The sequence below is a fragment of the Azospirillum sp. genome, from assembly GCF_035628975.1.
GTDB lineage: Bacteria > Pseudomonadota > Alphaproteobacteria > Azospirillales > Azospirillaceae > Azospirillum.
The window spans coordinates 39,896-53,034 of record NZ_DASPIS010000002.1 but is presented as its reverse complement, the minus strand read 5'-3'; the positions used below and the strand labels follow the sequence as shown (position 1 = coordinate 53,034).

Here is a 13,139-nt window from a genome sequence, read left to right as displayed (position 1 = left end):
CACCCTTCCCGGCACCCCTGCCGGACGATTCAGGAGACGGAGCGTATGACGGCCAAAGATTCCTCCCCGATTCCCCCGTGCTTCGACTGCGCGACCAACGCCACCCAGCGGCTGGACGAGATGTTCATCGCCATGGGCCAGATGAAGCGCATCGCGCTGGGCCAGACGCCGGCGGAACGCGCGGTGTTCCGCAAGCTCCACGGCGCCGCCCATGGCCGGCTGGTGATGGACCCGAACCGGCCGGAGTCCTTGCGCGTCGGCGTCTTCGCCAGGGACGAGCTGCCGGCCTGGGTGCGCTTTTCCAGCGACACCGGCCCGACCTCGCCCGATCTGGGCTCGACGCTCGGCATCGGGCTGAAGGTCTGGGGCGTCGATGGGGTCAACGCGCTGGGCGAGACGGGCGACGTCGCCGACTTCATCATGCAGAACTTTCCCGTCTTCTTCGTCGATAATGCGGAGGAGATGTGCGAGTTCACCTATGCCGGCACGGTCCTGAAGGATTATCCGGGATATCTCAAGAAGCACCCGAAGACCGACGGCATCCTCAACGCCATGTCGGCGCAGGTGGACGGCAGCGTGCTGACCACCCGGTACTGGGCGATCCTGCCCTTCGATTTCGGCCCCGACAACTACGCCAAATACTCGCTGGTGCCGGAAGCGCCGCCGCCGGGGCATCCGGCGGTCAACGTGCCGACCGACGACAAGAACTATCTCGCCACCGACCTCGCCAACCGGCTGCTGGACGCCGAATACCGCTTCACCTTCAAGGTGCAGGTGGTTCCCAAAAGCGCCGGCTATCCGCTGGACAAGGCGACGGAGGAATGGCCGACCGACCAGTACCCCTACCAGCCGGTGGCGACGCTGATCCTGCCGAAACAGGATGTCTGCGCCCGTGGCCAGGCGGAGTATGGGCAGGAGCTGGCCTTCAACATCTGGCGCACACCGGAGAAGCAGGCGCCGCAGGGCAGCATCGCCGCGGTGCGCAAGGTCGTCTACAACCACGGCGCCGATGTCCGCCATCAGGCCAACGGCCAGCCGCTGGAACAGCCGGCGCAGCCGCGCGGCGAAGCGCCACCGCTCCCCAAGGACGACTGCATCGTCAAGGCGGTGATCTACCCGCCCATCGGCATCGCCCGCATCGGCAATGCGCCGCAGGGCTATGTCGTCGGTCCCGAGGTGCCCAACCCGAAGCCGCTGATGGCCGGCGACGATCCGGCGCAGAACCCCTATCGTGACGCCGAAGGCCGGCTGCTGCCGCAGGCCGCGCGATTCCGCATCTATGGCGTCAACGCCATGGGCCGGATCGTCCGCGAGCTGACCGCAGCCGACAGCGGCGCCGACATCACCTGGAAGGTCCATCTCGCCAACAAGAAGTCGGCTTGGTACGGCTTCCAGCTGGCGCTCGACATTCCCGAAGCGGCCTCGGCCGATCCGTCGACGCTGCGCAACCCGACGGTCACCGACCGCGAGGCGCTGGTGCTGGATGCCGGCGAGCACAAGATCCACGCCGGCCACGGCAAGCAGAGCCGCAAGCTGGTCGCCGGCAAGTTCATGCACCAGGGCGAGCCGGTCCATCTCGGCCGCATGTGGTGCGAGGAGGGCGACCATCGCCTGCTGGTCACCGGCGGCCGCGGCTTCTCCTCGTCCTACAACGGCACCAAGGCGATCACCTTCGGCAACAACGAGGGCTGGCACGACGACACCTCCGACGGGCCGGTCGATGCGGTGGTCACGCTGAACGGCATGGAACTGCCGGTCACCCCCGCCTGGATCGTCGTCGCCCCGCCGAACTACGGGCCGCAGCGCAAGTCGGTGCGCACCATGTGGGACCTGATGCGCGACGTGGCGATCCAGGCCGGCACGCTGCCGAAGCCCGCCCGCCCGTCCTTCACCCACGACATCTACCCGGTGTTCGAACGGATGACCGGGCTGCAATGGGTCAATGCCGGCTTCGCCGCCGGGTTCGGCTGGAACTCCGCCAACGACTTCACCAAGCCGGAATGGATCGCGCGGCTCGGCGACCGCAGCCTCGCCAACCAGGAAACCCGGCGGGTGCTGAAGAACTCCTTCCGGCATGACGCGGTGGACAGCTGGTCGCCGATGCCCTGGCCCTGGGTCTATGGCGACGCGATGAGCATCCCGCCGGCCCAGACGCCGCGCCAATACACCTCGCTGACAAAGACCCAGTTGGAATTCCTCGACCAATGGGTCGCCGGCGACTTCGACGACGACTGGGGCAAGGTCCCGGTCTACACCGAGTTCGATCAGGTCCCGCTGGACGAGCAGGGCGAGGTGCTGACCCGCGCGGCGCTGGATTTCTGCCTGGCCGACGCCTTCCATCCCGGCTGCGAGATGACGTGGCCGGTCCGCGCCGCCACCATGTATATGGAGCCGTTCCGCTTCGCCCATGCGCCCAAGGGCTGGGTGGAGCCGGGCATGGGCGCCATACTGTCCAGCGACACCGTCACCATCCCCAACGGCCCGCTCTATGGCCAGCTTCCCGGCGGCATCACCCGCTGGATGGCGGTGCCGTGGCAGACCGACACCGGCAGCTGCCGCTCCGGCTACGACTCCGGCTACGATCCCAACGTCCCCACCTTCTGGCCGGCCCGCGTGCCCAACGAGGTGCTGACCCGCGAGAACTACCGGATCGTGATGGATGCCGAGCAGCCGGCCCAGGTGCGTCTGGCCGCCTTCGCCAACCGCGCCGCCTGGGTGGCGCCTCTGGGCAGCACCAGCTACACCGACCAGATCAACAACATGATCCATCACTTCGACCATCTCGGCGTGGTCGAGGTCAATCCCGGCCCGACCGATCCGGAAGGCGCCAAGCTGTTCCCGCCGCTGATCGAGGTGGAGGACCAGCACATCCCGATCCCCGACGTGGACGACACGGTGGACACCAAGGCGGTCCGCACCGCCCACCGCACCCTGTCCACCAAGGCGCCGGCCGCGACCGGCGGCGGGGCCGGGCTGCGGGCGACCCAGCCGGTCGATCTCAGCCGGATCGACAAGGTCCGCCGCTTCCCGCGCGGGCTGCGGTGATCCGGACAGGCGCGATCGAAGCGGACGTGGTCGTGGTGGGGGCAGGCCCCGCCGGGGCCGCCTTCGCCCTCAACCTCGCGCCGCTGCACCGGGTGCTGGTGCTGGACCGGCGGGACGGCTCCGCCCTCCGCATCGGCGAATCGCTGGCTCCGGCGGCCCGCCGCCTGCTGGCCGACATGGGGCTGTGGGATGCCTTCCTGGCGGAAGGCCATTCCCCCTGCCATGGCGGCCGGTCGGTCTGGGGCGGCCCGCAGCCGGTCGAAGCCGACAACCTGCGCGACCTCGACGGGCCGGGCTGGCACCTCGACCGTGGCCGCTTCGACGGCTGGCTGCGCCGGGTGGCGGCCTCTCGCGGCGCCGCCCTGCTGGTCCCCGCCCAGCCGCTGTCGGTGAACAGGGCAGGGGAGGGCTGGCTGCTGGAGGTGGAAACCGCCGGCCGCCGCCTTCCCGTCCACGCCCGCCTGCTGGTCGATGCCGGCGGGCGCGGTTCGCCGCTGACGAAACGCTTCGGCGCCCGGCGGACGGTGTCGGACCGGCTGGTCTGCGGCTGGGTCCATGGCTTCGATGCCCCCGGCCGGCAGTCCGGCCTGACCTGGATCGAGGCGGAACCGGACGGCTGGTGGTACAGCGCCCCGCTGCCCGGGGGCCGCCGGGTCGTCGCCTTCCACACCGACGCCGACCTGCCCGCCGCGGCGGATGCCCGCGACACCTCATCGCTGCTGCGCCGGCTGTCCGGCTGCTCCGTGCTTTCGGACTCGGTGCGCGCCTGCGGCTTCGAAGCGGAGGGGGAGGGGAGGGGAGGCTTCTGCGCCGCCCACAGCAGCTCGCTGTCACCCGCCTCGGGCGAGGGCTGGCTGGCGGTCGGCGACGCCGCCCTGGGCTTCGACCCGCTGTCGTCCCAGGGCATCTTCAACGCGCTCTACACCGGCCTCGCCGCGGCGGAGGCCGCCGACCGCCATCTGTCCGGCGATGCGAACGCACTCTCCGGTTATGCCGCCGGCCTGACGCCGATCCGCGACGCCTACCGCGCCCATCTGCACGCCTGGTATGGGCTGGAGCGCCGCTGGCGGGACCGCCCGTTCTGGAGCCGCCGGCTGGCGGCCTGAGCGGTCAGGCCCCGCTTTCCACCCCGTCATCCGCCCCGCCAAGGATCGCGTCGATCTCCGCACGCAGCCGCATCAGCCGCTCGCGGTTGTCAGGGTCGAGGTGGCGGCGCTGCTCGCGCACCACGGCGACATCGCGCATGATCCGCTTCACGCTGGCCTGCAGGGAGCGCATCGCCTCCTTCGGGCCGGGATCCGGCGGAGCGGCTTCTGCAGCGGCCCCCGCAATAGTCCCTTGGGCATGCTCGCGCTTGGCCTGCCGGACCGCCTTGACGCTCGCCCCCTCCTTGGCACGCTCCCACAGCCCGGCGCGCAGGTCAGCCGGGGCGGCGGCGATCTCGATCATGACGGAGCGCGAGACATGGGCGAAGGCGGTCGCATACTCCTCCCGCATCTCCGCCGGCAGGCCCATGATCGCCAGCAGCTTGGTCACGTCGGTGCGGTCGCGCCCGACCACGGCGGCCAGCTCGTCATGGGTGTAGCCGTGCTTGTCGATCAGCCGGGCCAGCGCCGCCGCATATTCCACCGCATTCAGGTCGACGCGCTGGACATTGTCGATCAGGCCGATCTCGTCCGGATCGCCGGAGGTCAGGATGGCGAAGACCGTCTTGCGGCCCAGCATCTCGTGCGCACGCACCCGGCGCTCGCCGCCGATCAGCAGATATTCGCCCTGGGGCAGCGGGCGCACCAGGATCGGGTTCTGCAGCCCGTGCCGCTCGATGGAGGACGCGAGGCTGTGCAGTTCCGCCTCGTCGAAATGGCGGCGCGGCTGGTCGGGGTTGCGGTGGACGCGGGCAAGGTCCAGCTCCACCACATGCGGGAAACCGGCCGAGGTGCCGAACAGCCGGTCGCTGCCCACCGTCAGCCCGCCCGTCATGGCGCCCCCCGCCACGCCGCCCGGCTCGCCTGCGCCGCCCAGAAGCTCGCGGGTCTTGCGTTCGAACTTACGCGACATGCGGCAACTCCCGGTTCTGGGCATAGGCGCGGATCTGGCGCGCCACCTCGCGGAAGGTCTCGGCCCCCGGCGCCTTCGGATCGCCGGCCAGCGTGATCATGCCGGCCGCCGCCGCCTTGCCATAGACGGTGGCGCGCGGGATGGGCGCGAAGACCGGCACCTGATCGGCGTAGGATTCGTGCAGCTCCTGCAGCGTGGCGCGGTCCTGGGTCAGCCGGTCGTTGTACATGGTCGGGATGATGCCGGCGATGCGCAGGCCGGGATTCACCCGGCGGCGGATGCGGCCGATGGTGTCGACCAGCCGCTTGACGCCCAGCAGGGCCAGCGCCTCCGTCTGCACCGGCACCACCACCAGCTCCGCCGCCGACAGCGCGTTGGCAGTCACCAGCCCCAGGTTCGGCGCACAGTCCATCACCACGAAATCATAGGCGTGGCGCACCTCGTCCAGCTTCTCCCGCAGGATCAGCCCGCCGGTGGAATCCGCCGCCAGTTCCACATCGGCGTCGGCCAGCGACAGACCGGCGGGCGCCAAATCCAGCCCGCGCTCCGCCGTCGGCATGATGACCGAGGTCAGCGGCTCTTCCGAGCGCAGCACATAATAGAGTGTCTTGCGCTGCTGCTCCAAAGCGACGATGGCGGCGTTGCCGATGCCGACATGGACGGTGGCGTTGCTCTGCGAATCGCAGTCGATCAGCAGCACCCGCGCCCCGCCCTCCGTCAGGGCATAGGCGAGGTTGACGGCGGTCGCGGTCTTGCCGACGCCGCCCTTCTGGTTGGCGACCGCCAGATAGGTTGCTGCGCGGGGACGCTCGTCCGCCTTGTGGCGGGTCAGGAAATCGACCAGCTGCTGCGGGATCCGCTCCGCCCCGCTTTCCCAGCGGCTGATCCGCGCCTTGGTGTAGCTGCGGCCAAGCTGCGCGTTCAGCCATTCGGCGAACTGCGTCTGGTTCTCCCCGCGACGCTCGCGCAGCTGGCGCATCTCGTCGCCCCCAATCGACAGCATTCCCGTCATTCCCCCTCGACTCCGGTCCCGGTGTGGACGGCCACATCGGTGGGCGGAGTCTGAGCAAGTTGCCGGAACTTTGTCAATGGAGGGCGCGGCGAGTTGCCACAACAATCACCCCGGCAGGGCCGGTCCCGCCCGCAGTTCGGTGAAGACGCGGCGGATCTCGGGAAAGCGCTCCTTCACCCTGCGGTCGATACGGGCCAGCGCCTTCTCCACCTCGCCCGCGCTCACCTCGTCCCGCAAATCGAGGCTGAGATTGACGATCACCACCTCGGGGCCGAGATGGGTGGTCAGGACCTCGTTGACGCGCTCGATGGCGGGCTCCTCCCTCAGCAGGGCGCGCACCCCGCGCACCAGATCGGGACGGGCCGATTCGCCGATCAGCAGGCTCTTCGTCTCATAGGCGAGGAAGCCGGCGGTGGCCGCCAGCACCAGCCCGATCAGCACCGACCCGATGCCGTCGAACACCGGCTGGTCCAGCAGCAGGTCGGCGGACAGGCAGGCGGCGGCGATGATCAGGCCGACCAGCGCGGCGCTGTCCTCGAACAGCACCATGAAGATGGTGGGGTCCTTGCTGGCCCGGACGGTCTCGAACACGCCGGCCCTTCCGCGCCGGGCGTTGAAGGCGCGTAGCGCCACCAGCCAGCTGACCCCCTCCATCACCACGGCGATGCCCAGCACGACGAAGTTGATCCAGGGCGACTCGACCGGTTGCGGGTGCAGGATCTTCTCCACCCCTTCATAGATGGACACCACGGCCCCGCCGGCGAAGATCACCAGCGCCACGACGAAGGTCCAGAAATACAGCTCGCGCGCGTAGCCGAAGGGGTGGCGCTCGTCGGGCGGCTTCCGCGACCGCTTCAGCCCGACCAGCATCAGCGCCTCGTTCCCGCTATCGACCAGGGAATGGACCGCTTCGCTCAGCATCGACGAGCTGCCGGTCAGGAACGCCGCCACGAATTTGGTGACGGTGATCGCCAGATTGGCCGCGATGGCCGCGACCACCACCTTGCCGGACTCCGCCTCCGACCCTCCCACCGAAGTGGTCATCGCATCCTGCGCCATGTTCCCCCGCCAATTAAGCCCCCGTGGGCAAACAACTCCGCCGTTGCCGCCCGGTTCCGCGGAACAGGAGCACCTGAACCTTGGTGACGCCCCAATGACGCCCCGATGGTTTCCGACGGGGTTGCGAGCCTCCGGAGTTTGAACTTTGGTGACGCTCCCATCCGGACCGACTCGGCATGACTCCTGAACTTTGGTGACGCCGGGGGCCTGTGGCTTTGAACTTTGGTGACGCCGAGGGTCCGGAATCGACTCGACCAGCCGTTTGAACTTTGGTGACGCCCCGACGACGGCGGGGCCGGTGAAGGGCCGCAGAACCCGGAAAATCCGCATCAACGTCTATCGGCGTCATCCCAGCGGAGGCGCTGACTTAGAGGGCTTTGCTCATTTTCCGATGGTCAGGCACCTCTTTCGGCGTCATCCCCGCGAAGGCGGGGATCCAGGCTTACCTATCGGTTCTGCTTGGGAAAACACTGGATCCCCGCCTTCGCGGGGATGACCCATAATCCATTGATTTCATGTATAATTCCACATTTGCAACCTCGGTCAGAAGGCAGGAGCGGACACCAGCCCGCCCACAGGCTCCCCGCCACACCCCCGCAAAGCCGGTTCCTTTACCTGCTGGAACCCTTGAACTTTGGTGACGCCCACCATGTCTCGGCCGGCCCGACCGACCCCGACTCGCCTGCCCGGGCGTCACCAAGGTTCAAACCCACAAGGCTCCCGACGCCGCGATTCGTCCACAGAGGCACCGCTTTTCCCCATGAACTCTGGTGACGCCATCCTTGAACTGTGGTGACGCGACTCGGACTTATCCCCTGAACCTTGGTGACGAATCTAATAGCAGGTTCCAAATAGCTTCCAATTAGCCTGCGTCACCAAGGTTCAAATTGCCTTCGGCGCGATCCGGGGTGTTGTATCTGGCAGGTTCGGTCATCCGGCGGTCACAGGACGGTCATGGAGGCCAAAAGCGGGTGACCCAAAGCGGGCGGCCAGGAACGGGAGAGCGGCATGGGCAGCATTCATCGGTTGATCGAGACTCACGGCCGTGACGGCGCGTTGGCCCTCGTTTCGGACGAAGAGCGGCCGCTGATCGACATCGCCGCCGCAGTCCAGGCCGCGGAAAACGGCAAACTCGGCATCACCTATGCCGGATTCTGCCAGACGGCACTGCCCCATCGCCAGCTTCCCGACGATCAGCATTGGGAACGGCCGGGCCACAAGGTCAAGCTGGTCATCCAGCCCGGCGTGATCGAGGACCGCAACGGCGTCACCCGCCGAATCGGCGTGCCCTATGGCAGCCGGGCACGGATGATCCTGCTCTATCTTCAGACCCGCGCCATCCAGACCGGCAATCCGGAGGTGGAGCTTGGCGGCTCCATGCATGACTGGCTGAAGCGGATGGACATCCCGATCTGCGGCAAGGCCTATCGCGACGTCGAGGATCAGGCCGCGCGTCTCTCCGCCTGCCATCTCACCTTCTTCACCGACGCCGACGGCGGCCGGCGCCAGAGCAAGGAATCGATCGTCGCCGACGCCATCCAGCTGCGCCGGCCCGACGACCGTCAGGGAACCCTGTTCACCGAGACGGTGCGGCTCAGCGACAGCTTCTTCAAGGCCCTGCGTGAACATCCGGTTCCGGTGGCGGAAGAGGCGCTGAAGGCGATCAGCGGCAAGTCGATGGCGCTCGACGTCTATATCTGGCTCGCCTACCGCCTGCATTCGCTGGAAAAGCCGACTCCCATCACCTGGGCCGCCCTGCACGGCCAGTTCGGCGCCGGCTACGCCCTGGTCCGCCAGTTCAAGACAAAGTTCATCCCGAATCTGAAATACGCCATGGCCGCCTATCCCGACGCCCGCGTCGAGGAATCGGGCGAGGGGCTGATCCTCTACCCCTCGCGCCCGCCGATCAACGAGCGTGTGATGGCGCGCATCGCCTGATTGCAGGGCTGAACTTTGGTGACGGGGTGCGTGCCCGCTCTTGAACTCTGGTGACGCTTCAGCCTCCCGGACACCCGTCACCAGAGTTCAGCACGCCGAGAGTCAGCCAACCGCGTCCCGGACCAACCGCAGCCGGGAATTTCGACCCCACGCCTACCACTCTGTCCGGTCTTGTGATAGGAACGATTACCTGTCGCGGAGTTTGGGAGAGAGAGCGTGGCCAGCCGGGTTGCATCGTCGCGATTCCCGTCACCATACGACGCTCCCGCTCACGAGTTGAACAGTGAAACAGGTCCAAATTCCTGTTTCATGCTGTTTCAAATGTTCCATTCCCCCTCCGCCCCGGGGGAGACGAAAGGGGAGGCGAAGGGGGAGCGGCGCGGAGGCGGAGCGCTAGGCCCGGCCGCCGGAAACATCCCGCAGAGGGTTGCGCGGCAGCGTCCCGTTCAGCCCGTCGATGCCGGTCTGAACCGCACGGGCAAGCGCGGTGCGGGCCAGCACCACCAGCAGGTCGGTCTGGGTGACCATGCCGAGGACGCGACGGTTCTGGTCGACGATGACCACGTCATGGGTGCGCCCGTCCGACAGGCGGCCCAGCAGGCGGAAGACGGGGGTATCCGGCAGTTCGACCGTCGCCGGGGCCATGACGCTGGCGACGCGGGCGCCGCTGCGGCCGATATCTCCATGCGACAGCTGCTCGTGTCCGACGATGCCGACCACGGCGTTCTGGGCATCCACCACCGGCAGCGTGCGGAAGCCATGTTCCAGCAGGCGGGCGCGGGCCACCTGCGGATGGGTGTCCAGCGTGACCGAGACGACATCGCGGGACATGATGTCCCGGCAGCTGATGTCGGCATGCAGGCGTTCCAGCGCATGAAGCTCGGCATTGACCAGCAGCGCGCCGAGATCCTCGCGGCTGACGTCCAGCGTCTCGGCCAGCCTGCGTAGCGCGACGTCCACGTCGCCCTGGGTCAGGCCGGGGCGCAGCTGCGGCGGCGGATCGCTGGTGCGGTGGGTGTTGACCGCCTTGTGCGGATAGCGATGGCCGGACAGCCGGTGGAACATCAGCCCGGCCGTCAGCAGCAGGATGGAGTTCACCGCGACGGGGAAGAAGGCGAACTTGATCCCCATCTCCGTCACCGCCGGCCCGCCCAGCACCGCAGTCAGGGCGGCGGCCCCGCCCGGCGGATGAAGGCAGCGGGTCAGCGACATGGTTGCGATGGCCAGCGCCACCGCGGCGGCCCCCGCCAGCATCGGGTCGGGAATGACGGCGGCAACCAGCACCCCGACGACGGCCGACAGCGTGTTGCCGCCGACGATCGACCAGGGCTGGGCCAGCGGGCTGGCCGGCACGGCGAACAGCAGCACCGCCGACGCTCCCATCGGCGCAACCAGCACCGGCGCGCTGGACATATAGGTCAGCATGTTGCGGCAGAGCAGCCCGGTCGCGGCGATGCCCAGCAGGGCGCCGCAGCAGGCGATCAGGCGGTCGCGCAGCGTGGCACCGGGCAAGATCGGCCGGAACACGAACTCCCCCCATCCCGCCAGACGGTCACGCAGGGCGGCAAGCTTTCCCCTCGTCATACGGTCCCCATCCCCCTGATTACGCAATCGGCACTCTGCCCGTTTGGTCGGCAAAGTCGGGGCAGGCTAAAACCTCAACAGAACTTGAGGTCAAGCGGAAATGGCTGCACACTGGCGGGACGGTGGGTTGCGGCGGAGGGGAGGGCCGGGATGCTGTCGCCGGAGGAGTATGACAAGGACCTGACGGTGGGCGAGGTGGCGCGCCGGTCCGGCGTGGCGGTCTCGACCATCCACTTTTACGAGGCGCAGGGGCTGATCCGCAGCTGGCGCAATTCCGGCAACCAGCGCCGCTTCACCCGCGACGTGCTGCGGCGGGTTGCGGTGATCAAGGTGGCGCAGCGGCTGGGCATCTCGCTCGCCTCCATCGCCGACGCGCTGAACGCCCTGCCGGAGGACCGCACCCCCACCACCGCCGACTGGCAACGCATGTCGGAGCGCTGGCGGCAGGAACTGGACGAGCGCATCACCAAACTGACGAAGCTGCGCGACAATCTGGACGGCTGCATCGGCTGCGGCTGCCTGTCGATTCGCGACTGCCCGCTGCGCAACCCGTGGGACGAGCTGGGGGATGGCGGCGCCGGACCGCGCCTTCTGGATCCGTCCTGAGGAACGCGGCCCGGCGGCACCTCCTCAGGCGCTCAATCGACCTTCAGCGTCAGCGTGCCCATGGTGCCGTAGCGGGCGACCGACCGGCTGCCCGGCTGGACGAAGACGGTGCCGGTGCAGGAGCCGGTGGTGACCACCTCGCCCGCATGCAGGCCGCCGAAGCTGCGGGCGCCGACATTGGCCATCCACACCAGCAGCCGCACCGGGTCGCCGGCGCTGTTGCCGCCGACGACATCCACCTTGGTCTCGCCGTCGACCTCCAGCGTCACCGACTCCTTGAGCGGGTCGAGGGCGCGCCAGTCGGCGATGGCCGGGCCGACGATCAGCGCGCCGTGGTTGAACTGGTCCGCCATATGGCTGAGCCTGTCCTGGCTGCCGAAGCCGGTGTAGCGGGTGTCGACGATCTCCCAGGCCGGATGGACGGACGCCACCGCGTCCAGAACCTCGTCGCGCGTATAGGGCTGCTCGCGCGCCGGCAGGTCGCGGCCGAAGCGGTAGGCGATCTCCGCCTCCACCCCGATGACCTGGAACAGGTTGGCCGGCAGATGGTCAGTGCCCTCGAACACGGTGGCGGCGTTGATCGGCGCGCGGAAGGGCTCGGCCTCCGGCGTGGCGGCGCCGACCTTCCAGGCGGTGACGGGGCCCAGGCGGCGGGCGACGGCGTCCTGGATCGCGTAGGCCTCCGCCTCGTCGGCGGGGCGGCTGTCCAGCCCGGTCAGCCACTTGCGGGTCTCGCGTGCCGCGATCAGGGCCTCGACGGTATCGGTCATGACAGGTCTCTATGGTGGATGGAAGGGGTAGGGGCGCCGCAGGATTGGCGGACGACCAGCCGGCTCGGCAGGATGATCCGCTCGGGCGGGCCCTGCGGGTCGGCGATGCGGCGCAGCAGCAGCCGGGCGGCTTCCTGCCCGATCTGCCTCGCGGAGGTGGCGACGGTGGTGAGCGCCGGGCGGCTGAGTGCGGCCTCCGGCACGTCGTCGAAGCCGGTGACGGCCAGATCGCGCCCGGCCCTGAGGCCGCGCGCCTCCAGCCCCAGCATCAGCCCCAGCGCCACCACGTCGTTGTAGCACAGGGCCGCCGTCGGGGCCTGCGGCCGATTGAGCAGATCATCCGCCACCTCAGCACCCGACCGCCGGGTCAACGGACAGCGCAGGACCAGATCGTCCGCCAGCCCATGCCGCCGCATCGCCGCGGTGAAACCGGTATGGCGCGCCGCATAGGCGGAATGGTCCAGCGTGCCGCCGACGAAGGCGATCCGGCTGTGCCCGAGGGAGACCAGATGGTCGACGAGCGTCTCCACACCCGCCTGGTAATCCACCCCGGCATAGTCGCGGCCCCGATCGGAGACGAAGCGCAGGGCCTGCACGCAGGGCAACCGCCAGCGGTCCAGCCGGTCCAGAAGCTCGCCTTGCGTTCCGGCGGCGGGGCAGAGGATCACCCCGTCGACATTGTGTTCCCGCATCCGCTGCAGGAACCGCTCCTGCCGCTCCGGCTGCTCGGCGGTGTTGGCGATGAAGGCGACGAAGCCTTCGGCGTCCAGCACATCGTCCACCCCCGCCGTCAACTCGGCATAGAAGGGGTTGTTCAGTTCGCAGACCAGCAGCCCGATCGTCTGGGTGCGGGCGGCGCGCAGGGTGGCGGCGCCGCGGTTGTAGATGTATCCCAGCGCCGCCATGGCGGCCTGGACCCGCTCCCGCGTTTCCGCCGCCACCAGCGGGCTGCCGCGCAGCACCAGCGACACCGTCGACCGCGACACCCCGGCATGGCCGGCGACCTCCGTCAGGGTGATGCGGTCGTTCCCCGGTTTGCTGCTATCCGGCGGCGGGGCCACGATGGC

Annotated in this window: 10 protein-coding genes; 4 read left to right on the top strand and 6 right to left on the bottom strand. The window is 68.8% G+C overall.

What is annotated here, in order from left to right; all coding sequences use genetic code 11:
• Nucleotides 1–45: 45 nt before the first annotated feature.
• On the top strand, nt 46–3,045 hold the full coding sequence (locus VD964_RS00355; RefSeq protein WP_324864374.1) for a LodA/GoxA family CTQ-dependent oxidase: 3,000 nt from the start codon (nt 46–48) through the stop codon (nt 3,043–3,045).
• Nucleotides 3,042–4,151, top strand: coding sequence for an NAD(P)/FAD-dependent oxidoreductase (locus VD964_RS00350; protein WP_324864372.1), 1,110 nt, complete (start codon nt 3,042–3,044; stop codon nt 4,149–4,151). The genes VD964_RS00355 and VD964_RS00350 overlap by 4 nt, the downstream gene beginning before the upstream one ends.
• Before the next feature lie 4 nt (nt 4,152–4,155).
• On the opposite strand, the gene VD964_RS00345 is transcribed toward VD964_RS00350, so the two are convergent.
• The 3 genes from VD964_RS00345 to VD964_RS00335 form a co-directional block, all read right to left on the bottom strand.
• Nucleotides 4,156–5,103, bottom strand: coding sequence for a ParB/RepB/Spo0J family partition protein (locus VD964_RS00345; protein WP_324864370.1), 948 nt, complete (start codon nt 5,101–5,103; stop codon nt 4,156–4,158).
• Complete coding sequence (locus VD964_RS00340; RefSeq protein ID WP_324864368.1) at nt 5,093–6,106, bottom strand: AAA family ATPase; 1,014 nt, start codon at nt 6,104–6,106, stop codon at nt 5,093–5,095. The genes VD964_RS00345 and VD964_RS00340 overlap by 11 nt, the downstream gene beginning before the upstream one ends.
• Nucleotides 6,107–6,220: 114 nt before the next feature.
• Entirely contained in the window at nt 6,221–7,159 is a 939-nt protein-coding gene (locus VD964_RS00335) for a cation diffusion facilitator family transporter (RefSeq protein WP_324864366.1), read from the bottom strand.
• 1,023 nt (nt 7,160–8,182) lie between these two features.
• On the opposite strand from VD964_RS00335, the gene VD964_RS00330 reads away from it, so the two are divergent.
• Nucleotides 8,183–9,112, top strand: coding sequence for a replication protein RepA (locus tag VD964_RS00330; RefSeq protein WP_063635994.1), 930 nt, complete (start codon nt 8,183–8,185; stop codon nt 9,110–9,112).
• Nucleotides 9,113–9,505: 393 nt separating this feature from the next.
• On the opposite strand, the gene VD964_RS00325 is transcribed toward VD964_RS00330, so the two are convergent.
• Nucleotides 9,506–10,696, bottom strand: a complete 1,191-nt coding sequence (locus VD964_RS00325) for an HPP family protein (RefSeq protein ID WP_324864363.1) — start codon at nt 10,694–10,696, stop codon at nt 9,506–9,508.
• Nucleotides 10,697–10,846: 150 nt separating this feature from the next.
• On the opposite strand from VD964_RS00325, the gene soxR reads away from it, so the two are divergent.
• A complete protein-coding gene (gene soxR, locus VD964_RS00320) occupies nt 10,847–11,302 on the top strand; it encodes a redox-sensitive transcriptional activator SoxR (protein ID WP_324864361.1) in 456 nt (151 codons plus the stop codon).
• A gap of 32 nt (nt 11,303–11,334) precedes the next feature.
• Here the strand turns inward: soxR and VD964_RS00315 are convergent, their stop codons facing one another.
• On the bottom strand, nt 11,335–12,072 hold the full coding sequence (locus VD964_RS00315) for a 2-keto-4-pentenoate hydratase (protein WP_324864360.1): 738 nt from the start codon (nt 12,070–12,072) through the stop codon (nt 11,335–11,337).
• A complete protein-coding gene (locus VD964_RS00310; RefSeq protein ID WP_324864358.1) occupies nt 12,069–13,133 on the bottom strand; it encodes a LacI family DNA-binding transcriptional regulator in 1,065 nt (354 codons plus the stop codon). Before VD964_RS00310 ends, VD964_RS00315 begins: the two co-directional genes overlap by 4 nt.
• Between the last annotated feature and the right edge of the window lie 6 nt (nt 13,134–13,139).

What these genes read in the sequence shown, in the direction of transcription:
- VD964_RS00330 (WP_063635994.1), top strand. Translation starts at nt 8,183, where the DNA reads ATGGGCAGCATTCATCGGTTGATCGAGACTCACGGCCGTGACGGCGCG.
- VD964_RS00345 (WP_324864370.1), bottom strand. Translation starts at nt 5,103, where the DNA reads ATGTCGCGTAAGTTCGAACGCAAGACCCGCGAGCTTCTGGGCGGCGCA.
- VD964_RS00340 (WP_324864368.1), bottom strand. Translation starts at nt 6,106, where the DNA reads ATGCTGTCGATTGGGGGCGACGAGATGCGCCAGCTGCGCGAGCGTCGC.
- VD964_RS00325 (WP_324864363.1), bottom strand. Translation starts at nt 10,696, where the DNA reads ATGACGAGGGGAAAGCTTGCCGCCCTGCGTGACCGTCTGGCGGGATGG.
- VD964_RS00355 (WP_324864374.1), top strand. Translation starts at nt 46, where the DNA reads ATGACGGCCAAAGATTCCTCCCCGATTCCCCCGTGCTTCGACTGCGCG.
- VD964_RS00335 (WP_324864366.1), bottom strand. Translation starts at nt 7,159, where the DNA reads ATGACCACTTCGGTGGGAGGGTCGGAGGCGGAGTCCGGCAAGGTGGTG.
- VD964_RS00315 (WP_324864360.1), bottom strand. Translation starts at nt 12,072, where the DNA reads ATGACCGATACCGTCGAGGCCCTGATCGCGGCACGCGAGACCCGCAAG.
- soxR (WP_324864361.1), top strand. Translation starts at nt 10,847, where the DNA reads ATGCTGTCGCCGGAGGAGTATGACAAGGACCTGACGGTGGGCGAGGTG.